Below are 20,563 nucleotides of genomic sequence, written 5' to 3' on the forward strand. Positions count from 1 at the left end.
CAATCTATGGCCACCGCCCTCCTCGGCAAAACCGACCGGGGCGACTTGAAGTGCACACCTGCCTATCCAATAACTCACAAGAAGGCGATGCCATGTCAGGCCAAGGCAAGTTCAAAAAACAACTGTCGTTGATAGACCTTACGTTTATCGGACTGGGGGCCATTTTCGGCTCCGGTTGGCTGTTCGCAGCCAGTCACGTCTCCGCGATTGCGGGGCCGGCGGGGATTTTTTCCTGGTTGCTGGGCGGGTTTGCCGTTCTGCTGTTGGGCATCGTTTACTGTGAATTGGGTGCGGCGTTGCCGCGTGCCGGTGGCGTGGTTCGCTACCCGGTGTTCTCCCATGGCCCACTGCTCGGCTACCTGATGGGCTTCATCACGCTGATCGCATTTTCCAGCCTGGTGGCGATCGAAGTGGTCGCCGCACGCCAGTATGCCGCGGCATGGTTTCCCTCATTGACCCAGGCCGGTTCCAGCAATCCAACGGCGATCGGCTGGCTGGTCCAGTTCGGCCTGCTGTGCCTGTTCTTCATGCTCAACTACTACAGTGTGAAGACCTTCGCCAAGGCCAACAACCTGATCAGTATGTTCAAGTTCATCGTGCCGTTGCTGGTGATCGGCGTGCTGTTCACCTTTTTCAAACCGGAGAACTTCCAGTCCCAGGGCTTCATGCCGTTCGGGCTGTCCGGTGTCGAGATGGCGGTGTCCGCCGGCGGCATTATCTTCGCCTATCTGGGGCTGACGCCGATCATCTCGGTGGCCAGCGAAGTGAAGAATCCGCAACGCACCATACCGATTGCACTGATCCTGTCGGTGCTGCTCTCCACCGCGATTTATGTCTTGCTGCAAGTGGCCTTCCTCGGCGGCGTCCCGACCGAAATGCTCGCCAACGGCTGGGCCGGCGTCGCCAAAGAACTGGCCCTGCCATACCGCGACATCGCCTTGGCATTGGGCGTGGGCTGGCTGGCTTATCTGGTAGTGGCTGACGCGGTGATCTCCCCGAGCGGTTGCGGCAACATCTACATGAACGCTACGCCACGTGTGATTTACGGCTGGGCGCAGACCGGCACCTTCTTCAAGATCTTCACCCGTATCGACGAAAAGTCCGGCATTCCGCGGCCGGCGCTGTGGCTGACCTTTGCCTTGTCGGTGTTCTGGACCCTGCCCTTCCCGTCGTGGGAAGCCCTGATCAACGTGGTCTCCGCCGCGCTGGTGTTGAGCTATGCCGTGGCGCCGGTCTCCGTTGCCGCCCTGCGTCGCAATGCACCGGACATGCCGCGCCCATTCAGGGTCAAGCACATGGGTGTCCTCGGCCCCGTGTCGTTCATCATCGCCGCGCTGATCGTCTACTGGTCGGGCTGGGGCACGGTGTCCTGGCTACTCGGCCTGCAAATCCTGATGTTCGTGATTTACCTGCTGTGCGCACGTTTTGTACCGACGCACCACCTGAGCCTGGCCCAGCAAGTGCGCTCTTCGGCATGGCTGATCGGCTTCTACGCCGTGACCATCGTGCTGTCCTGGCTCGGCAGTTTCGGCGGCATGGGCGTGCTCACCCATCCGTTCGACACCGTGGTCGTGGCGGCTTGTGCGATGGGCATTTACTACTGGGGCGCGGCCACCGGCGTGCCGGCGCATCTGGTTCGCCTGGAAGAAGAGGACGGTGAAAGCGAAGCCGATCCTGTTCACACCGGCACGACCACAGGCCAGCGCCCAATCGGTGTGTCCGCCCAGACCTCTCGCTGAAATTCAGGCCAGCAATGCCTGCGTGTTCCTCTGAATGGAAAGGTTTATGAAAAAAGTACATGTCATTGATTCCCACACCGGCGGCGAACCGACTCGCCTGGTGATGTCGGGCCTGCCCCAGTTGTCCGGCCGGACCATGGCCGAAAAGCGCGATGCCCTGCGCGAACTGCATGACCCATGGCGTCGCGCCTGCCTGCTAGAGCCCCGTGGCAACGATGTGCTGGTGGGTGCGTTGTACTGCGAACCGGTGTCGCCGGATGCCACCTGCGGCGTGATCTTCTTCAACAACACCGGCTACCTCGGCATGTGCGGCCACGGCACCATCGGCCTGGTCAACTCGCTGCATTACCTGGGGCATATCCAGCCCGGCGTGCACAAGATCGACACCCCGGTCGGCCCGGTCAACGCGACGTTGCATGAGGACGGCAACGTCACCCTGCGCAACGTGCCCGCTTACCGCTACCGCCAACAAGTGCCGGTCGAGGTGCCTGGCCATGGTCGTGTCTATGGCGATATCGCCTGGGGCGGCAACTGGTTTTTCCTGGTGTCCGACCACGGCAAAACGTTGCAGATGGATAACGTCGACGCCCTGACCGAGTTCACCTGGGCAATGCTCAAGGCCCTCGAAGCCCAAGGCATCCACGGCGAGAACGGTGCGCTGATCGACCACGTCGAGTTGTTTGCCGAGGACGACCGGGCCGACAGCCGCAACTTCGTCATGTGCCCGGGCAAAGCCTACGACCGCTCACCCTGCGGCACCGGCACCAGCGCCAAACTGGCCTGCCTGGCGGCCGACGCAAAACTCGCCGTCGGTGAGCGCTGGGTCCAGGCCAGCATCACCGGCAGCCAGTTCGTCGGCCGCTATGAATGGGACGGCGAACGCATCATCCCTTTCATCACCGGCCGCGCCTACATGACCGCCGACGCCACGCTGCTGATCGACGAACAAGATCCCTTTGCGTGGGGCATTTGAGCCCCACGCCAATTCCCTCAATAAAACTGAATGAATGCTTCAAGGAGTTACAACAATGAGCGACAACATTTTCACTGGCTGCATTCCTGCACTGATGACCCCGTGCACCGCCGACCGCAAGCCGGACTTCGACGCCCTCGTCGCCAAGGGTCGCGAACTGATCGACATCGGCATGAGCGCCGTCGTGTATTGCGGTTCCATGGGTGACTGGCCACTGCTGACCGAGGCCGAGCGTCAGGAAGGCGTAGCCCGTCTGGTGGCTGCCGGCATTGCGACCATCGTCGGTACTGGTGCGGTCAACAGCCGCGAGGCGGTTTCCCATGCGGCGCATGCGGCCGAGGTTGGCGCCCATGGCCTGATGGTCATTCCTCGTGTGCTGTCCCGTGGCGCTTCGGCCACCGCGCAAAAAGCTCACTTCGCCGCGATTCTGAAAGCCGCACCGGGCTTGCCCGCCGTGATCTACAACAGCCCTTACTACGGCTTCGCCACCCGTGCCGACCTGTTCTTCGAACTGCGTCGCGAGTACCCGAACCTCATCGGTTTCAAAGAGTTCGGCGGTGCCGCCGACCTGCGCTACGCCGCCGAACACATCACCTCCAGGGATGACGCCGTCACCCTGATGGTCGGTGTCGACACCCAAGTGGTGCACGGCTTCGTCAACTGCAACGCCACAGGCGCCATCACCGGCATCGGCAACGCCCTGCCCCGCGAAGTGCTGCAACTGGTGGCCCTGAGCAAGCAAGCCGCCAAAGGTGACGCCAAGGCCCGCCGTCAGGCCCGCGAGCTGGAATCGGCACTGGCCGTGCTGTCGTCCTTCGACGAGGGTTGCGACCTGGTGCTCTATTACAAGCACCTGATGGTGCTCAACGGTGACAAGGGATACGCCCTGCACTTCAACGAAACCGATGTCCTGAGCGATGCCCAGCGTCGTTACGCCGAGAACCAGTACGCGCTGTTCCGCCAGTGGTACGAGCACTGGTCGGCCGAACAGAACGTCGCCTGACGTTCACCCGGCTTGCACGGCGGCGCGCTGGGTCGCGCCGCTTTTGTTTTCGTCCCCACCTATTTTTTTCAGGAACCACCATGACTCTGACAGGCAACCTGCTGATCGGTCAGCAAGCCGTTACCGGGCATCGCGAAGCGATCCGGGCCATTAATCCCGCCACTGGCTTGCCCCTCGAACCAGCCTACCTCGGAGGTGGCCGCGAACACGTCGAACAGGCGTGTGCCCTGGCATCGGCCGCCTTCGACGGCTATCGCACAACCTCGCCGGAGGCACGCGCCGAATTCCTCGAAACCATCGCCAGCGAGATCGAAGCCCTCGGCGATGAACTGGTCGACCGCGCTGTGGCTGAGACCGGCCTGCCGCGTCCGCGCATCCAGGGTGAACGGGGCCGCACCTGTCAGCAACTGCGCCTGTTTGCCCGCACCGTACGGGCCGGCGAATGGCTGGATGTACGCGTCGACAACGCGCTGCCGGAGCGCCAACCCCTGCCCCGTCCGGACCTGCGTCAGCGGCAGATCCCCGTAGGCCCGGTGGCTGTGTTCGGTGCAAGCAATTTTCCGCTGGCCTTCTCCGTCGCCGGTGGCGACACCGCGTCAGCATTGGCCGCCGGGTGCCCGGTGGTGGTCAAGGCGCACAGCGCACATCCGGGGACCAGCGAACTGGTCGGTCGTGCGGTGGCGCTTGCAGTGAAAAAGTGCGCGCTGCCCGAGGGTGTGTTTTCGCTGTTGTTCGGTTCCGGTCGCGAAGTCGGCATCGCCCTGGTCACCGATCCGCGCATCAAGGCCGTGGGGTTTACCGGTTCGCGCAGTGGTGGCATCGCTTTGTGCCAAGCAGCCCAGGCGCGTCCAGAGCCGATCCCGGTGTACGCGGAAATGAGTTCGATCAACCCGGTGTTGCTGTTCCCGGCCGCCCTGCAAGCACGCGGCGAAGCACTGGCTCAAGGCTTCGTCGCGTCGCTGACCCAGGGTGCCGGTCAGTTCTGCACCAATCCCGGTCTGGTGATCGCCCGCCAAGGGCCGGCCCTCGATCGTTTCATCAGCGCAGCAGCCGACATTGTGCGTCGCAGCCCCGCGCAAACCATGCTCACGCCCGGGATTTTCAGTGCCTACGAGGCCGGCGTCGGCTCTCTGGTCGAGCATGCGCATGCCCAGGCAGCAGCCGTCGGTTTGGCGGGTGAAACACCCAACCAATGCCAGACCCATTTGTTCGTCACCCGTGCACAGGATTTTCTCGCGGACCCCGCGTTACAGGCTGAAATGTTCGGCGCCGCTTCGCTGATCGTGCAATGCGCCGATGACAATGAAATGCGTCAGGTCATCGAGCACCTCGAAGGCCAATTGACCGCCACGTTGCAGCTCGATGACGCCGATCTGGACAGCGCTCGGGCCTTGTTGCCGGTGCTTGAACGCAAGGCTGGCCGCTTGCTGGTCAACGGTTGGCCGACCGGCGTCGAAGTGTGTGATGCCATGGTCCATGGCGGACCGTTCCCGGCGACGTCCGACCCACGTACCACCTCGGTCGGCACCGCTGCTATCCAGCGTTTCCTGCGCCCGGTGTGTTATCAGGACTTCCCGGACGCCCTGCTCCCCGCTGCGCTCCAGCAGGGTAATCCGCTGCAACTGCGGCGCCTGCTCGACGGCCAGAGAGAAGCCTAGGCCATGTCGAATCTTTCTTCGTCCAACCCTGCCCATGACATTGCCGTGGTCGGCGCCGGCATCATCGGCGTCGCCTGCGCCTTGCAGCTCGCCCGCCAGGGCCATCGAGTGGTGGTCATCGACCAGCAGGAGCCCGGTCGCGGCGCTTCGTTTGGCAACGCCGGGCACCTGGCCACCGAGCAGGTGTTCCCCATCGCCGACCTGTCGATCCTCAAGCGCCTGCCCGCCATGCTCATGGACCCGATGGGCCCGCTGCGCCTGGACTGGAAATACATGCCCCGCGCCCTGCCCTGGTTCATGCGCCTGCTGCTGAACCTGCGCCCGGCGCCGTTCCAGCGAACCGTGGCCGGCATCCGCGCCTTGAATGAAAGCAGCCTGGACGCCTGGCAACGGCTGCTCGTCGGGATCGCTCGTCCTGATCTGCTGAAAGAAGACGGCTCGCTGCTGGTGTTCGAGCGCCCTGACTCACAGCCAGCCATCGAAGCAGTGCTGGCACGCATGCGTCAGCAACAGGTGCCCGTCGATTTCTGGCAGGCCAAAGCGGTGCGCGATACGGCCCCGCAACTGAGCGAAGGCATCCGGGGCGGATTGTTCTTCCCGCGCACGGGGCATTTTCTCGACCCGTTTCGGGTGGTTGGCGAACTGGTCCACGCAGCCAAGGCCAGCGGTGTGCAGTTCCTCAAGCAACGGGTCGAGGGCGGACAGCTCACTGAGCACGGTGTTTCGTTGATCACCGATCAAGGCCGAGTCTCCAGCCGACACGTCTTGATCGCCTGCGGTGCTCACTCAGCGAAACTCACGGCTGCCCTGACCGGCAAAAAAGTCCCGCTGGACACCGAGCGCGGTTATCACCTGATGTTGCCCCTTGAGCTCGAACGGTTGCCGTTTGCCGTGACCTCGCTGGAGCGCAAGTTCATCATGACGCCCATGGCCGAAGGCTTGAGGTTGGCGGGGACGGTCGAGTTCGCCGGACTTGATCAGCCACCGAGCATGGAGCGCGCCTGGCAATTGCACCGCTTGAGCAAAGGCTTGTTCCGTCGCGACTTGAACGCAGAAGCCGCAACGCCGTGGATGGGATTTCGCCCTTCGCTGCCGGATTCACTGCCGATCATCGACCGGGTGTGCGACGGCAAGGTGCTGCTTGCCTTCGGTCATCAGCACTTGGGGTTGACGCAAGCAGCGGTCACCGCCGAACTCATCGCACAACTGGCCCTGCCCGGGAGTGTCGCAGCCTCTACAGGATTACCCGCGACTGAGCCCTACAGACTGGATCGTTTTTGAGGGAAACTGTAGAACCATCAAGTGATGGTTCACATTTCAAAGGATGATCAAGGTATGTCCCGGCACGACACCTCTCTGCAAGACACCGCCGCGCCTGACGGCGTTTGTTACGGCTGCGGCCCCGACAACCCGCACGGGCTGCACATCAAGAGTTTCTGGCACGAAGACGGCGTGCACGTCATGGCCGAGCACGTACCGGACGCCCGATATTGCGGCTGGCCGGACCTGGTGTACGGCGGCCTGATCGCGATGCTGGTCGACTGTCACTCCAACTGGACGGCGATGGCGTACCACTACCGCGCCGAACAGCGGGACGCCGACAGCCTGCCGCGGATCAATTGCGTCACCGGCAACCTCGGGATCAAGTTCATCAAGCCGACGCCCATGGGATTACCGCTGACGTTGCGCGCCAAAGTGGAAGGCGAAGTCGGGCGTAAAACCCGTGTCGTCTGCGAGGTCTACGCGGGTGAAGTGCTGACCGCCGTTGGTGATTCGACCTTTGTGCGCGTCGACACCGAACAACTGGCGGCCGCCGCTCACGGCCGGGATGCCGGCTGACCGATCATTGCAGCGGTGAAAATTTCGCCGGCAGATAGATCGTCGAACACATGTCCTGCAATTGCGGGCCGGAGTTTTCCGGCGGCCAGACGCCGTCGGCAACGGCTTGGGTCCGTACTTGCAGGCGCTCTTCCAGCGTGGCCCACGGCCAGATGTGCAGATAACGTGGCAGCGAACCATCAGTGGCGTAAAACGCCGCATACACCGGTGAATACTGTTCGGCGGTGCGCGCTTCGATGGCTTTGCTCCAACCGTCGAGCGTGGGCTTGAGACCGCTGCTGATCAGGTCGTAGACGCGCATCTCGTAGAACGGGCCATGCTGGCCGGCACGCAAGGGTTCGAGGAAAGGAAACAGCGTGTAGTTTTCGATGCGCAGATCGGTGATGAGCTCGCCGATACCGAACACTTCGCCGCCCAACAGGAAGCGCTCACGCTCAGCCTGCCGCAGGCTTTCGTCTTCATAGCCGCGCAGCACGGTGATCTGGTTCAACTGGCCGATCTCCGAAGCCCAGCAGCCCATCAACGCTCCGCCAACTTGCGGCTTGGCCAATGCAGTTTCGATGCGCGCCAGTGCATCGGCCACCGTGCGCACCCGCACGGTCAAAGTAATCAGTTCAAAAAAACGCATGCCACGCTCCGGCGATTGTCAGCCCGTACGGGCTTCCCTTGGCGCACAGCGTATGACAGGCCTTGTGGGCAAAACATTGAGGCAATCACCATCGGTCATGGTGATTGCCGCAGGGCGCTAGGTAGTATCTTTACAACGTTCGAGAGCGCCCTCCTTTATACCCGCCGTTATCGGCTCAGCCGATTCAAACCTGCGAATTATCGATTTGTGTAGCAGTGCGCAGACCGCGAGCATGGCGTCACTTCCAACAACAAAAACAAAGGACCCGCCATGACCGCCCGATTTCACAATCCAGTGGATACCCGTTTCGGCTGGGGCAGCCTGCAACAGCTGGCCGCCATCACTGAACACCAACGCGTTGCCGTTGTGACCTTTCCCGAAGCCCGAAGCCTGGGGCTGGTGGATCGCCTTCAAGCGCTGTTGGGCGAGCGGCTGGTCTACGTGATCGAAGATGTCCAGCCCAACCCCGATGTTGCGCAGTTGCGCGAGACCTATGAACGCTTCTGGCGAGAAGCTGGTGAATGCCACACCGTGATTGCCGTTGGTGGCGGCAGCGCCATCGACACGGCGAAGGCGCTGATTGTCGGCACCGAGTCAGGTCGTTTCGATGAGCTGCTGGCATTGCTGGCAAGCGGCAAACCCTTCGTTCCGGTTCGCAGTAAACAGCTGATCGCCGCCCCGACCACCGCGGGCACGGGCAGTGAGGTCACGCCCTGGGCGACGATCTGGGACGCGGCCAATCACAAGAAGTACTCGCTGCACCTGGACTGCACCTGGCCAAGTGTCGCCATCATCGATCCGCAATTGATGCTCACGGTTCCGGGCGGCGTCACCGTCTCCACGGGCCTGGACGCCCTGTCCCATGCGCTGGAATCGATCTGGAACATTAACGCCAACCCGATTTCCGACACCTTCGCCATCTCGGCCATCGAAGACATCCTCGAATGCCTGCCCTTACTGCGGCAGGACCTGTCCAATCAGGAACTGCGCTCAAGAATGGCCCTGGCGGCACTCAAGGCCGGGCTGGCGTTCTCCAACACCAAGACTGCACTGGCCCATTCCATTTCCTATGAGATGACCTTGCGCTACGGCTTGCCCCACGGCATTGCGTGTTCCTTCACCCTGCCGCTGGTTTTGGGCCTTGCCTGGGGCCACGACGCAACGCGTGACAAAACCCTGCAACGGGTTTTCGGACCGGACCTGGACCAGGCCCAGTCCCGGTTGCGCGCCTTCCTGCACAGCCTCGATGTCAAAACCGAGTTCGCCGACTACGGCGTAACGGCCGACGAAGCCGAAGCCATGATCGATTTCGCCCTGCAGGGTGCCCGCGGCAAGAACTTCATCGGTTCACGCGCGGCCTAGGTTTCACCGCTCATAAATCACTACACTGCCAGCGGCGTTACGAGCCGCGACGATTTCCTGCCGCACCTGAAAAAGAGTGCACCCTCCGTTACCACACGGAGGGACCGAACAAGAATAAGGAAAAGATCATGAATCGTGCCCAAACCTTGCCAGGTCTTGCCGTACACACCGCGTCGTTCCGTGTCGCCCAGTGGCGCATGTTGCTGGCAGCGATGTTTTGTTATCTGTTTTTCTACACCGGGCGGCAAACATTCGGCTTCGCCATTCCGGGTATCCAGGCCGAGTTCGGCTTTACCAAGGAGCATCTGGGTTGGGCCTCGGCCGCCATGCTCTGGGCGTACGCGATTGGCCAGGCCATCAACGGCAACCTCGCCGACAAATATGGTGGCCGACGCATCATGACCGTGGGCGCAGTGCTGTCCTGTGGCGCCAACTGGGTGACGAGCTTCGCCGGCAACTTTGCAGCGTTGATTTTGCCTTGGGGCATCAATGGCTACTTCCAGGCATTGGGCTGGGCCCCGGGCAGTCGACTGATCTCCAACTGGTGGAGTGCGGGCGAACGCGGCAAAGTGTATGGCTTCTATGTGTTCGCGGCCGGGTGCGCCTCTGTCCTGTCTTACGTGACGTCGATCGTCGTACTGGAAGTGATGCACCTGGAATGGCGCTGGATCTTCCGCTTGCCCGTGCTGCTCATGTTGGCGGGGGGCATCATTTTCTACCTCGTGGCTCGGGAGCGTCCGCAGGACTTGGGGTTCGAACCGCTTGCCGACACTGGCGTAGCCAACGCCGAGGACAAGAACCACGAAGTGGCCCACGGCGAAGTCGAAACATCGGCGCAACGCTACAAAGCCGTGCTGAAGAACTTCCGTTTGATCATCGCAGCCGTGTCCCTCGGGTTTCAGAACGCTGCCCGCTATGGCTTGATCGTCTGGGTGCCGGTGCACTTTCTGGGCGCCAACTGGAAGACCGGCGACAGCATGATCGATCCGAAGTGGATCACCGTGGCACTTCCCGTCGGCATGGCCATCGGCGCACTGAGCAATGGCTGGATCTCCGACAAACTGTTCGGTTCCAAACGCTATCTGGCGATCATGCTTTACATGTTCCTCGGTGCAGCGACCAGCTTGTGGATGTGGACCCTGGCGCCGCACAGTGCGACCGGCCTGGTCGCGTTGTTCCTCTGCGGTTTCTTCGTGTACGGCCCCGCCTCCAGTTTCTGGGCGCTGTGCCCGGACCTGGTGGGTGCCAAACGCGCGGGGACGGCGACCGGTGTGATGAACTTCTCGTCCTACCTGTTCGCCGGCCTGGCGGAACCGCTGATCGGCAGTATGCTCGACAGTACCGGCAACACCTCGCTGATCTTCATCGTAGTCACCGCTGCCTGTCTCTGCAGCGCGTCGGTGGCGCTGTTCATCAGGCGTTGATGGCCCGGCTGGACAGATTGAATCAATGGCAGCGGCTCAGGAACAGGATCGTCTATGTACCAGTACCACAAGTGGCTACGTTCATTTCATGCGGTGGCCAAGACCGGCAGCTTCACCCTCGCCGCCGAGTATTTGAGCGTCGGCCAGCCCACGGTCAGTGAGCAGGTCAACGCCCTGGAGAAGAAGTTCTCCGTGGAACTGTTCCACCGCCGCGGCCGCTTTATCGAAATGAGTGCAGCTGGACACCAGCTCTACGCAATCACTCAGGGCCTGTTTGGCCAGGAGGATGAAGCCGTGCAATTGCTGCAAAGTTTCAAGCAACGCAAGACTGGCATGCTGCGCCTGGGCGCCGTCTCGCCGCCGATTGCGATGAACCTGACCTACGAACTGATGCAACGTCATCCGGACATTGAACTGGAAACCTCGTTCTCCCCGGAAAAAGAGACCCTGGATCGCCTGTTCAACTTCGATATCGATGTGGCGATCCTGGCGTTGTCCGAATTCGACCAACGCTTCGACACGCAGCTTTACCGACGCTACCCGATCATTGCCGTGGTGCGCGAGGACCATCCCTGGGCCCGGCAGAAGGAAGTGCACGTCGAGCAGATCAGCGAAGAGAAATGGGTCATGCGGGAAAAAAGTTCTCGCACCCGCCAATTGGTAGAAGAAAGCTGCAAGCAACTGGGCGTCGCCCTGAACTGCGTCATGCAGTTGAACAGCCGCGAAGCCATTGTGCATGCCATCGCCAAAGGCATCGGGATCGGTTTCGTTTCGGCTGTCGAGTACACCGAAACACCGGGGACTCGGCCCATCACCTTCGTCAATCACCCGTTTTCCATCGACTACCACTTGTGCTGTCTGGGCATCCGCCGAAACCGGCCAATGATCGCAGAGCTGTTCGACGCAAGCCCCACACCGGCCACCTGATTTCGCCTCACCCTTGAGCAATCCACAGGCCTACTTCTCGATCTCGAGAGGGACGGCCTGCCCACAACAAAAAATGGAGAATCACCATGAATTACCAACAACCGACCCAACTGCAAGCCGTGGTCCTGGACTGGGCCGGCACCGTCGTCGATTTCGGCTCCTTTGCCCCGACGCAGATTTTCGTCGAAGCGTTTGCCGAGTTCGGCGTCGCGGTTTCCCTGGAAGAAGCGCGGGGGCCGATGGGCATGGGCAAGTGGGATCACATCCGCACCCTGTGCAATCAACCGCAAATTGCCGAACGCTACCGCGCAGCCTTTGATCGCCTGCCGACCGATGACGATGTCACCGCGCTGTATGAGCGATTCATGCCGCTGCAGATCGAGAAAATCGCGCTGCACTCGGCGCTGATTCCGGGGGCCCTGAACACCATCGACGCGTTGCGCGACCAAGGCCTGAAGATCGGCTCCTGCTCCGGCTACCCGGCCGTTGTCATGGAGAAAGTGGTGGAGCTGGCGCGGCATAACGGCTACGTCGCCGACCACGTCGTCGCCACCGATGAAGTACCCAACGGTCGCCCCTACCCTGCCCAGGCCTTGGCCAACGTGATTGCCTTGGGGATCAGCGATGTCGCCGCGTGCGTGAAGGTCGACGACACTTGGCCTGGCATTCTCGAAGGCCGGGCCGCCGGGATGTGGACGGTCGCCCTGACCTGCTCCGGCAATGCGCTGGGCTTGACCTACGATCAATTCAAGGCCCTGCCCTCAGACAGGCTGGACAGCGAGCGGGCACGCATAATCAAGATGTTCGAAGGCGCACGTCCACACTATTTGATCGACACCATCGTCGATCTGCCGGCAGTGATCGAAGACATCAATGCCCGTCTGATGCGGGGTGAAACGCCGCAAGGATCCTGACCCAATCCCGGCGCCAAGCGGCCGTCCCACGGACGGTCGCCATCACTTGAAAAACTCGCTCGGCGTCTTGCCGAACTGTTTCTTGAACATGGTGGTGAACGCGCTCGGGCTGTCGTAGCCCAGCTCCCCGGCGATGTCGATGATCTTCTCCCCCACGGCGATACGCTCCAAAGCCAGCAGCAACCGAGACTGCTGACGCCACTGGCCGAAGGTCATGCCGGTTTCCTTGCGGAAGCGGCGCTGGATGGTTTTTTCGTCGAGGCCTAGCCGGGCGCTCCAGTCGGCCAGGGTCGAGCCATTTCCGGGATCACGCTGCAGTGCGCTGCAGATCTGGTTGATGCGTGGGTCGCCAGGCTGCGGCAAATTCAGTGGCAAGGTCGGCAGGATTGTCAGCTCATCCAGAATCAGGCGCAGCACGCGGGCCTCCCTTGAGTCCGGTTCACCGCTGAAGTCGAACTCGACCGAGACTTTGATCAGCTCGCTCAGCAGTGCAGAAACACTCACCGCGCGGGGTTCGACAGGCAATCCGATGCTCGCATCCGGGTGCACAAAGACACTGCGCATCTTGATCGACCCGACGCAGCGAATCGAGTGCACTTCGCCGCTCGGCATCCAGATGCCACGGCTCGGCGGCACGGTCCACTGGCTGCTTGCCGAATGCACCACCATCACGCCTTCGATGGCGTAGATCAGTTGATGCTTCTCGTGGGAGTGCGGCTGGATAAACCAGTTTTCCGGGTAATCGGTCGCGCTGCTGCGAACGTCCCATTCGCCCTGGTCGATATCCGCGAGAAATTTGTCCAGTGGCTTGATCATACTGCCCTTTTTACGATAGTAGGCGCCCGATCTGCGCGAGACGGGCGATTTCAAGGCCCCTAGGATAACGCCGAACCCTGAAATTGGCTGCGCCTTGCGTGCGCAGTTCGCGTTTTTTATCCGGAAGATCGCCCATGTCGACCACCACCCTCAGCTCCCCCTCACCCACCGCCTCGGTGGCCGCGCAAGCGAGTCCCTTGGTCATGCGCGTCGTCGGCGCCTGCGCGTTGGCGCACCTGATCAACGATTTGATCCAGGCCGTGCTGCCGTCGATCTACCCGATGCTCAAGGCCAATTACGGCCTGACGTTCACCCAGGTCGGGCTGATCACCCTGACGTTCCAGCTCACCGCTTCGCTGCTGCAACCATGGATCGGTTTCCATACCGACCGCCACCCAAAACCGTGGTTGTTGCCGGCGGGCATGGTCTGCACGCTGATTGGTATCTTGATGTTGTCCATGGTCGGCAGCTTCCCGGCGATTCTGGTCGCCTCAGCGCTGGTCGGCGTTGGCTCGTCAACCTTTCACCCGGAAACCTCGCGGGTTGCGCGACTGGCCTCAGGCGGTCGCTACGGTCTGGCGCAGTCCACCTTCCAGGTCGGTGGCAACGCCGGCAGCGCATTCGGCCCGCTGCTGGCCGCCGCGATTATCATTCCCTACGGCCAAGGCAACGTGGCCTGGTTCGGCCTGTTCGCGGTGTTCGCCATCCTCGTGCAATACGGCCTGAGCCGCTGGTATCGCAACCACCTCACCCTGTTCAAGCTCAAGCAAGGCAGCCAAGCCACCCACGGCTTGTCAAAACGCCGGGTAACCTTCGCCTTGGTCGTGCTGGCGCTGCTGGTGTTTTCCAAATACTTCTACATGGCCAGTTTCACCAGCTACTTCACCTTCTACCTGATCGAGAAGTTCGACCTGTCGGTGGCCAGTTCGCAGCTGTACCTGTTCCTGTTTCTCGGTGCCGTCGCGGCTGGGACCTTTTTTGGTGGCCCGATTGGCGACCGGATCGGCCGCAAGCAAGTGATCTGGTTCTCGATCCTTGGCGCAGCGCCCTTCACCCTCGCCCTGCCCTATGTCGACCTGTTCTGGACCGGTGTGCTGAGCATGATCATCGGCTTCATCCTCGCCTCGGCGTTCTCGGCCATCGTGGTCTTCGCCCAGGAACTGGTGCCCGGCAACGTTGGCATGATCGCCGGGGTATTCTTCGGTCTGATGTTCGGTTTCGGCGGGATCGGTGCGGCGCTGCTGGGGCATCTGGCGGATAGCCATGGCATCGAATACGTGTACACGTTGTGCTCCTTCCTGCCGCTGCTGGGAATCCTGACGATTCTGTTGCCGTCGATCAAGGAACGCCGCTGAGATGGCGACTTACCCTCGGCTTTCTTGCAGCAGCAGATCCACCACCTGCTGCATGCACAGGGCGGGCTCGAAGAGACGAGCGCTGGCCCGCGCATGACACGCCCGTTGTCGCTCAGCGCTGTTGCCGGCAAGCAACACCGCCTGGGCTTGATCGAACAACCGCGGCTCGCCCATGCGCACCGCGGTGTCTTCAAAGGTCGTCCTGGCCTGGTCCAGCCACTGCCGGGCATTCATCACAGCACCTTCGGCATCCATTACAAAACGTCCTTGCGCGCCATGGCGCTTGGCTTGCCAGCGGTTCTCCTCCAGTAACCAGCGTGTCGCCGGGTCGTGTCCTGCACACGGTCTGGCAGCCGAAATGGCGAAGGCCACCATCACTCGAAAAAGCGTCGCCAGCAGCACGGTTTCACTCAGCCGTGGGCAAGCGTCGGTCATGCGCAATTCCAGGGTTGGATAGCGGATCGCCGGACGCAGTCCCCACCAGCCATTGCCGTCGGCCTCCATCGCACCGGTGCGCCGCAGCAATGCGAGAAAGCGCCGATACTCGCCCTCGTCCTTGAAGTGTTCAGGCAGGCCCATACGTGGCCAACCTTCACAAACGACTTGGCGATAACTCATGAAACCGCTGTCAGCGCCTTCCCAGAAGGGTGAGGAACAACTGAGCAGCAGCAACAACGGCAGCCAGGGCATTACCGCGTTCATGACCGTTATGCGGTCGACGTCTTCGGGGACTTCGACGTGTACATGCAGGCCGCAAAGCACACTGCGCTGCGCCACCGATTGATACTCGCCAAACAATGAATCGAAGTGCGGTTGCGCGGTGGCGCGCTGTTCCCGCCAGCGTGCCAGCGGATGCGTGCCTGCGCAAAGCAAACCCAGGCCATGAGCGGCGAGCGTGCGATTAAGCTGTGAGCGGACATTATGGAAAAAATCGGCAGCCTGATCTGTAGAAGTGAAAACCGGTGAAGCCACCTCGATCTGTCCCTGGAACATTTCGTAGGCAAAGCTGCGGCCGACCGTCTCCCGGCATTCGTGCAACAGGTTTTTACTCGGTTCGGCGAGCATTTGCCGGGTGTCGAGGTCCGTCAGGAAATACTCTTCCTCGATGCCGAACCGGGGGCCGGGATTCATCGGGTCGCTCCGCTCACTGCCTGCGGGTCACGGTCAACGCCACGACGGCAATGCGCTCAACCCGTTCGTATCCGGGCTTGAGCAGCTCCTCGCCGAACACGTCGGGGTCCAGCTCCCGATAGGTCCAGCCAAAGGCATCGCCGGATACCAGCGGCAAGACGGACTCCAGAAACGGGTCGTGACCTGCCACCATCGCCACGCCGGTGTACAGCACCAGGCTTGCGCCCAACGCCAGGCGCGGCAACGATTCGCGCACGATGCGCAGCGACAGGCCTTCCCCCAGCGCGCCTCCGCCGTGGCGATACGCACGCTGCTGGCTGTCGTTCATGTATGGCGGGTTGGCGATGATCAGGTCGAACGGGCCTTCGACACTGCCCAGCACATCGCTGTGATAAACCGCGACATTGTTGAGGCCGGCCAACTCGGCATTGACCGCCGACAAGCGCAGCGCGCCGGGGTTGATGTCCACCGCCAGCACCTCGGCCTCGTGTCGGCTGCGCGCAGCGATCAGCGCCCCGACACCGGCGCCACAGCCGATATCGACCACACGGCGCACAGGCTCGAAACAGTGCTGCAGGTGTGCTTCGATCAGTTGCGCAAAGCGGTAGCTATCGGGGCCAAAAAAAATCGCGTCAGTCTGGGTGGTCGGATACGCCGAGTGGGCGAACAGCATGCCTTCAAGGGAAGACCAGCGCACGGTGCTGCGCCACAGCGCGCCATCGCGTTCAACAATGCCTGCGCGTTCCAGGTCTGCCAGTTCGTCAGCCGGGAACAGACTGTGCTCGAACGGCATCGACCAGCCAAAAACATCGCGCATGTCCTTGGCCAGCGGCGTAGCCAAGCGTTGATAGACGCGTTCGTGGGTCAGCGGCGTCGGTGTGATGAAGTGATATCGGTCGGCGATCAAGTGCCTGCCCAGTTCCAGCAATGTCCGATCAGCGAAGGATTGTGCCGACATGGGGTGCTCCTGTGGTCGGTGCTGGATGTTCAACGCAAAGCGCTGCGCAATTCAACGAAGCGGCGGGTGGCGTAGAGCCCGGCCGGACGGCAATGCCGCTGCGCCGACAGCCACGGAATCAACTGCTGCAGCTGCAGCTGCGGCTCGAGGTTGCGCAGTGACGCTTGCAGCGTCTTGAGTTCTGGATCGTCCGCCCACCTATCATCGGGAAGGTCTGCGGTGTGATCCCGGTGGCGCGATGGGCGAGGTTGCGGTTCTCGCCAATCGCCCGCAATCCAGTCCTTCAAAAGCTGTTTTTCATACCCGCTGAACACCCCGAACATCGCCGCACTGCTGCCTTCGATCAGTTGCCAGAATCGGCTGTCCTGCGGCGCCTGATGGCGCTTGATCCAACCCTTTTTCTCCAGAGCAACCAGAAAGCCTTCAATTTGACCGGGCGCCGCCAGCCACTGATTGACGGTTTTTCCTTCGACCCGGCAATAGTCCGAATGCATGTGCTGACCAAAGCGGCGCTTGCGTTCCAGCATGGCGATGACTTCGCGTTGCAGGTCGAACCCTTTGATCACCAACGTCGAACCGAGGCCCAGGTCATTCAGGCGATAGCCCAGCGTCATGCGACGATAAAACTCAGCCCTGCCCTCGCCCAAGGGCAACAGGTCCAGAACCGATTGCACAGCCTTGCAGCCGTGGCCACTGCTGACGTTGTCGATCGTCACGTGCAGGGTGAAATAGTACGGGTCGATCCCCAGCTCACGCAGTTCAAAAGCGGTGATCAACAGGTGCAGGGGCAGTTGCTCGTAACCGAGGTTGTAGCCAATGACCTCGGGCAAAAACTGTTCCGCGCAACGACCGAGCGCCAGTTGCACAGCGCCTTGCAGGAAAAGTTCGTCATTGAGCGCCTGCTTGTCGCCGCAGTCGTGGGCGGCGAGCAACTTGCGATAAATCACCACATGGTTCTGTCGCGGGTCGCCGTTGCCGAGTTCTTCAAGGTAAGTGCTGAGCAAGCCATCGAAGCGCCAGTCCTGCCAATGCTCCAGCACACCTTCCAGCCACGCGCCGTCGACTTCTTTGGTCGGTGCCACGCGTTGCAGGAAATACAGCGCATGAGCCTTGTTCTGAAAATAACGAGGCCCGTCTCCTTGCCTGCGCGCTTCAAGGTATTGGGCATACGCACCGGCGACTTCGGCGCAATGGTCTTGCGCCCATGACGACAATTGCTCCGGACTCTCGGGCACATCGCTCGGCAGTTCGGCGGCAAGTGCCAGTTGCTGGCGCAGGAATTGTTCAGCCCGTTGATCGGCATCGGGGGCGTTGCTGTAAAGCGCATCATAGAGTTCGCGCAACGGGCCAGCGGTTGCCTGTGCAACCGTTGAGGGGGAGCCGGATAACGGGGTGAACAATGTCATGGGGCTAATCTCCTGCCGCTGTCTTTGGCGCCGACGCAAATGCGTGTGCGTTCAACAGAAGATTTGGCTCGACAGGGAAAATTCCATCGGCTTGCGGGTACCACGGACCGGTGGCTGATCACTTTTGCTACCAACCCTGTAGCACTCGGTAACACCCGGCCCCGTTGCGGTGCGTATTTTCATGGGTTCGGCCCTGCCGGCCCCGCCAACACCGGGAAACACGCCATGGCGTAGTTTGTGCATCCCAACGCCATCTTCTTCAGTCTGTAGTCGCCATGCGCCCCAAGGAACTCAAACTCTGGACCACCGGTGTCGCCCATCTGCTGGACCTGCCTGCCGGGCATGCACGGCTGTCGGGCTTGAGCCACTGGCTACGGCAGATTTGCCCGGTCGATCATTTCGTGTTGTTCGTCTACGAAGGCAATCACCGGCCCCTGGCGTTGTTCGACACCTTCTCGGCGGACAAACGCGCGGTGTATGTCGACGACTACCAGTGCGGGCCATACTTGCTCGACCCGTTCTACCTGGCCTGCACCCGCGGGCAGGCGCCCGGGTTGTGGCGATTGCGCCAGTTCGCGCCCGACCACTTCTACCTCGGCGAATACTTTCTGACGTATTACCAGCAAACCGGACTGGCCGAGGAAGTGGCGTTCTTCGTCGACCTCGGCGATGGCGCCATGGCGGTGTTGTCGCTGATGCGTTCCAGCGCCAATTGCGCGTTCAGCCGTGACGAAATGCAGTTGGTCGAATGCGCGCAAGCAGTGGTCGAGCAAGTCATCAGCGAAGCCTGGCGCCTGCGTCAGGCCCAGCAACCGCGCCCGGCACAGGACCTGGACTTCAAGATCCGCGAAGCCTTCGACCACTTTGGCGCACACATCCTTACCGGACGTGAGCAGGAAATCGTGCAACTGCTGCTGCGCGGCCACTCCAGTGCCTCGGTGGCCGAACAACTGAACATCAGCCCCGGCACGGTGAAGATCCACCGCAAGAACATCTACGCCAAGTTGGGAATCGGCAGCCAGTCGGAGTTGTTGGGGTTGTTTATTCGGGAGTTGACGGAGGAACCCTTGCAAGCCTGAAAAAACGCACGACACCTCCCCCCGCAGGAACTGCCGCAGGCTGCGATCTTTTGATTTTTTTTGCACTTGAACGCCGAAGATCAAGATCAAAGGATCGCAGCCTGCGCCAGCTCCTACAGGGATAGCGCCTATCCCCCAAGGGATATATACAGCGCAAAACCCCGATTGCTAGTTTGGCCCCCGACGCACTGATTGATCACTGCAAGGGAGCCCGACCGTGAACGACACCCCGCCAAGCGATATCGAATTCTGCAATGTGGTCAAACGCTACGGCGAGGTGCAGGCCGTCAGCGGTCTGGATTTCGCGGTGCGGCGTGGCTCGTTTCATTCCTTTCTCGGCGGTTCGGGCTGTGGCAAGACCACCACCCTGCGCATGATCGCCGGTTTCGAACAGCCCACCAGCGGCGAGGTTCGTCTGGCGGGTAAAAACGTGGCCGGTGTGCCGGCGTACGAGCGACCGGTGAACATGGTGTTCCAGCATTACGCGCTGTTCCCGCACCTGAGCGTGGCGCAAAACATTGCCTACGGCTTGCGCTATCGCAATCCGCGCCCGGACAAAAAGCAGCAACTGCGCATGGCCGATGAAGCGTTGGAGATGGTTCGCCTGAGCGGCTTTGGCCAGCGCAAGCCAAGTGAATTGTCCGGCGGCCAGCAACAGCGCGTCGCCCTCGCCCGCGCCCTGGTCAACAAGCCGACGGTGTTGCTGCTCGACGAGCCCCTGGCCGCGCTTGACCGCAAGCTGCGCAAGGAAATGCAATCGGAGCTACTGCGCCTGCAACGGGAGGTCGGCATCACCTTCGTGCTGGTCACCCACGACCAGGAAGAAGCCCTGTCGATGAGCGACAGCATCAGCGTGATGCACAACGGCTCGATCATCCAGACCGCCACTCCGGAACAACTCTACGAAGCTCCGGCCAGTCGCTACGTGGCTGACTTTATCGGCGAGTCCAACCTGTTCGACGGCACCGTGCGCCAGCTCAACGGCAACTCGGTGGTGCTGCGCACCGAGCAAGGGCTGGAACTGATCAGCCCGCTGACGCCTACCGGCAAAGGCCTGAGCGCCAACGCCGCCGGTTGCATCGCCGTGCGCCCGGAACTGATCAGCATCGCCAGCGCCAACGCTGAAATGACCCGGGAAGTGAAGCTGCAAGGTTGCGTGGAAGATCGCATTTACCTGGGCAACTCCACCGAATACCGCGTGCGCACCCAGGCCTTCGGCGTGGTCTGCGTGCGGGTGCCGCGCCAGCAGGACCACGGCGCCAATGCATTCGAACACGGCGCGCCAGTGCGCGTCGGCTGGGATCACGCCAATGGCCTGGCCATGGCGTTGTAAATCATCGATTCGTTTCAT

18 protein-coding genes are annotated in these 20,563 nt (G+C 61.6%); 13 read left to right on the plus strand and 5 right to left on the minus strand.

Annotated features, from left to right (window positions below):
• The first annotated feature begins 92 nt into the window (after positions 1-92).
• The 6 genes from AD668_RS18265 (at position 93) to AD668_RS18290 (ending at position 7,212) form a co-directional block, all read left to right on the plus strand.
• Complete coding sequence (locus tag AD668_RS18265) at positions 93-1,739, plus strand: APC family permease (protein ID WP_053160958.1); 1,647 nt, start codon at positions 93-95, stop codon at positions 1,737-1,739.
• Between the two features lie 46 nt (positions 1,740-1,785).
• Entirely contained in the window at positions 1,786-2,712 is a 927-nt protein-coding gene (locus tag AD668_RS18270; RefSeq protein ID WP_053160959.1) for a 4-hydroxyproline epimerase, read from the plus strand.
• A 55-nt stretch (positions 2,713-2,767) separates the two neighbouring features.
• Positions 2,768-3,715 carry a dihydrodipicolinate synthase family protein gene (locus AD668_RS18275; protein ID WP_053160960.1) on the plus strand — a complete coding sequence of 316 codons (948 nt, stop codon included), beginning with the start codon at positions 2,768-2,770 and terminating at the stop codon, positions 3,713-3,715.
• A gap of 80 nt (positions 3,716-3,795) precedes the next feature.
• Positions 3,796-5,373 (plus strand): aldehyde dehydrogenase (NADP(+)), encoded by a 1,578-nt coding sequence (locus AD668_RS18280; protein ID WP_053160962.1) that lies wholly within the window; start codon positions 3,796-3,798, stop codon positions 5,371-5,373.
• A 3-nt stretch (positions 5,374-5,376) separates the two neighbouring features.
• Positions 5,377-6,654, plus strand: a complete 1,278-nt coding sequence (locus AD668_RS18285) for an FAD-binding oxidoreductase (RefSeq protein ID WP_053160964.1) — start codon at positions 5,377-5,379, stop codon at positions 6,652-6,654.
• A 54-nt stretch (positions 6,655-6,708) separates the two neighbouring features.
• Complete coding sequence (locus tag AD668_RS18290) at positions 6,709-7,212, plus strand: PaaI family thioesterase (protein WP_053160966.1); 504 nt, start codon at positions 6,709-6,711, stop codon at positions 7,210-7,212.
• A 4-nt stretch (positions 7,213-7,216) separates the two neighbouring features.
• On the opposite strand, the gene AD668_RS18295 is transcribed toward AD668_RS18290, so the two are convergent.
• Positions 7,217-7,840, minus strand: a complete 624-nt coding sequence (locus AD668_RS18295; RefSeq protein WP_053160968.1) for an NIPSNAP family protein — start codon at positions 7,838-7,840, stop codon at positions 7,217-7,219.
• A 270-nt stretch (positions 7,841-8,110) separates the two neighbouring features.
• On the opposite strand from AD668_RS18295, the gene psrA reads away from it, so the two are divergent.
• From psrA to phnX, 4 genes are all read left to right on the plus strand, one after another.
• Entirely contained in the window at positions 8,111-9,202 is a 1,092-nt protein-coding gene (gene psrA / locus AD668_RS18300; RefSeq protein WP_053160970.1) for an iron-containing alcohol dehydrogenase PsrA, read from the plus strand.
• Positions 9,203-9,330: 128 nt separating this feature from the next.
• Complete coding sequence (locus AD668_RS18305) at positions 9,331-10,626, plus strand: MFS transporter (RefSeq protein ID WP_053160971.1); 1,296 nt, start codon at positions 9,331-9,333, stop codon at positions 10,624-10,626.
• 54 nt (positions 10,627-10,680) lie between these two features.
• Positions 10,681-11,553: a LysR substrate-binding domain-containing protein gene (locus AD668_RS18310; protein ID WP_053160973.1), complete on the plus strand. Its 873-nt coding sequence runs from the start codon at positions 10,681-10,683 to the stop codon at positions 11,551-11,553.
• An 86-nt stretch (positions 11,554-11,639) separates the two neighbouring features.
• Complete coding sequence (gene phnX, locus AD668_RS18315) at positions 11,640-12,467, plus strand: phosphonoacetaldehyde hydrolase (RefSeq protein ID WP_053160975.1); 828 nt, start codon at positions 11,640-11,642, stop codon at positions 12,465-12,467.
• Between the two features lie 42 nt (positions 12,468-12,509).
• Here phnX and AD668_RS18320 read toward each other — a convergent pair whose 3' ends face one another.
• Positions 12,510-13,283, minus strand: a complete 774-nt coding sequence (locus AD668_RS18320) for a helix-turn-helix domain-containing protein (protein ID WP_053160977.1) — start codon at positions 13,281-13,283, stop codon at positions 12,510-12,512.
• A gap of 134 nt (positions 13,284-13,417) precedes the next feature.
• Here AD668_RS18320 and AD668_RS18325 point away from each other — a divergent pair, with 134 nt between their 5' ends.
• Positions 13,418-14,638, plus strand: coding sequence for an MFS transporter (locus tag AD668_RS18325; protein ID WP_053160979.1), 1,221 nt, complete (start codon positions 13,418-13,420; stop codon positions 14,636-14,638).
• Positions 14,639-14,647: 9 nt separating this feature from the next.
• Here the strand turns inward: AD668_RS18325 and AD668_RS18330 are convergent, their stop codons facing one another.
• The 3 genes from AD668_RS18330 to AD668_RS18340 are packed head-to-tail and all read right to left on the minus strand — an operon-like array spanning position 14,648 to position 18,133.
• Positions 14,648-15,769, minus strand: coding sequence for a carboxylate-amine ligase (locus AD668_RS18330; protein ID WP_053160981.1), 1,122 nt, complete (start codon positions 15,767-15,769; stop codon positions 14,648-14,650).
• Positions 15,770-15,782: 13 nt separating this feature from the next.
• A complete protein-coding gene (locus AD668_RS18335; RefSeq protein WP_053160983.1) occupies positions 15,783-16,727 on the minus strand; it encodes a class I SAM-dependent methyltransferase in 945 nt (314 codons plus the stop codon).
• 29 nt (positions 16,728-16,756) lie between these two features.
• Positions 16,757-18,133 carry an iron-containing redox enzyme family protein gene (locus AD668_RS18340; RefSeq protein WP_053160985.1) on the minus strand — a complete coding sequence of 459 codons (1,377 nt, stop codon included), beginning with the start codon at positions 18,131-18,133 and terminating at the stop codon, positions 16,757-16,759.
• 275 nt (positions 18,134-18,408) lie between these two features.
• Here AD668_RS18340 and AD668_RS18345 point away from each other — a divergent pair, with 275 nt between their 5' ends.
• Together AD668_RS18345 and AD668_RS18350 are read left to right on the plus strand one after the other, a co-directional pair.
• Positions 18,409-19,212, plus strand: a complete 804-nt coding sequence (locus AD668_RS18345) for a response regulator transcription factor (RefSeq protein ID WP_053160987.1) — start codon at positions 18,409-18,411, stop codon at positions 19,210-19,212.
• Positions 19,213-19,429: 217 nt separating this feature from the next.
• Complete coding sequence (locus AD668_RS18350; protein ID WP_053160989.1) at positions 19,430-20,545, plus strand: ABC transporter ATP-binding protein; 1,116 nt, start codon at positions 19,430-19,432, stop codon at positions 20,543-20,545.
• The last annotated feature ends 18 nt before the right edge of the window (positions 20,546-20,563 follow it).

The organism is Pseudomonas sp. P1.8 (genome assembly GCF_001269805.1).
Classification (GTDB): domain Bacteria; phylum Pseudomonadota; class Gammaproteobacteria; order Pseudomonadales; family Pseudomonadaceae; genus Aquipseudomonas.

Coding starts and splice junctions, on each gene's coding strand:
- AD668_RS18265 (WP_053160958.1), top strand. CDS start 93: ATGTCAGGCCAAGGCAAGTTCAAAAAACAACTGTCGTTGATAGACCTT.
- AD668_RS18270 (WP_053160959.1), top strand. CDS start 1,786: ATGAAAAAAGTACATGTCATTGATTCCCACACCGGCGGCGAACCGACT.
- AD668_RS18275 (WP_053160960.1), top strand. CDS start 2,768: ATGAGCGACAACATTTTCACTGGCTGCATTCCTGCACTGATGACCCCG.
- AD668_RS18280 (WP_053160962.1), top strand. CDS start 3,796: ATGACTCTGACAGGCAACCTGCTGATCGGTCAGCAAGCCGTTACCGGG.
- AD668_RS18285 (WP_053160964.1), top strand. CDS start 5,377: ATGTCGAATCTTTCTTCGTCCAACCCTGCCCATGACATTGCCGTGGTC.
- AD668_RS18290 (WP_053160966.1), top strand. CDS start 6,709: ATGTCCCGGCACGACACCTCTCTGCAAGACACCGCCGCGCCTGACGGC.
- AD668_RS18295 (WP_053160968.1), bottom strand. CDS start 7,840: ATGCGTTTTTTTGAACTGATTACTTTGACCGTGCGGGTGCGCACGGTG.
- psrA (WP_053160970.1), top strand. CDS start 8,111: ATGACCGCCCGATTTCACAATCCAGTGGATACCCGTTTCGGCTGGGGC.
- AD668_RS18305 (WP_053160971.1), top strand. CDS start 9,331: ATGAATCGTGCCCAAACCTTGCCAGGTCTTGCCGTACACACCGCGTCG.
- AD668_RS18310 (WP_053160973.1), top strand. CDS start 10,681: ATGTACCAGTACCACAAGTGGCTACGTTCATTTCATGCGGTGGCCAAG.
- phnX (WP_053160975.1), top strand. CDS start 11,640: ATGAATTACCAACAACCGACCCAACTGCAAGCCGTGGTCCTGGACTGG.
- AD668_RS18320 (WP_053160977.1), bottom strand. CDS start 13,283: ATGATCAAGCCACTGGACAAATTTCTCGCGGATATCGACCAGGGCGAA.
- AD668_RS18325 (WP_053160979.1), top strand. CDS start 13,418: ATGTCGACCACCACCCTCAGCTCCCCCTCACCCACCGCCTCGGTGGCC.
- AD668_RS18330 (WP_053160981.1), bottom strand. CDS start 15,769: ATGAATCCCGGCCCCCGGTTCGGCATCGAGGAAGAGTATTTCCTGACG.
- AD668_RS18335 (WP_053160983.1), bottom strand. CDS start 16,727: ATGTCGGCACAATCCTTCGCTGATCGGACATTGCTGGAACTGGGCAGG.
- AD668_RS18340 (WP_053160985.1), bottom strand. CDS start 18,133: ATGACATTGTTCACCCCGTTATCCGGCTCCCCCTCAACGGTTGCACAG.
- AD668_RS18345 (WP_053160987.1), top strand. CDS start 18,409: ATGCGCCCCAAGGAACTCAAACTCTGGACCACCGGTGTCGCCCATCTG.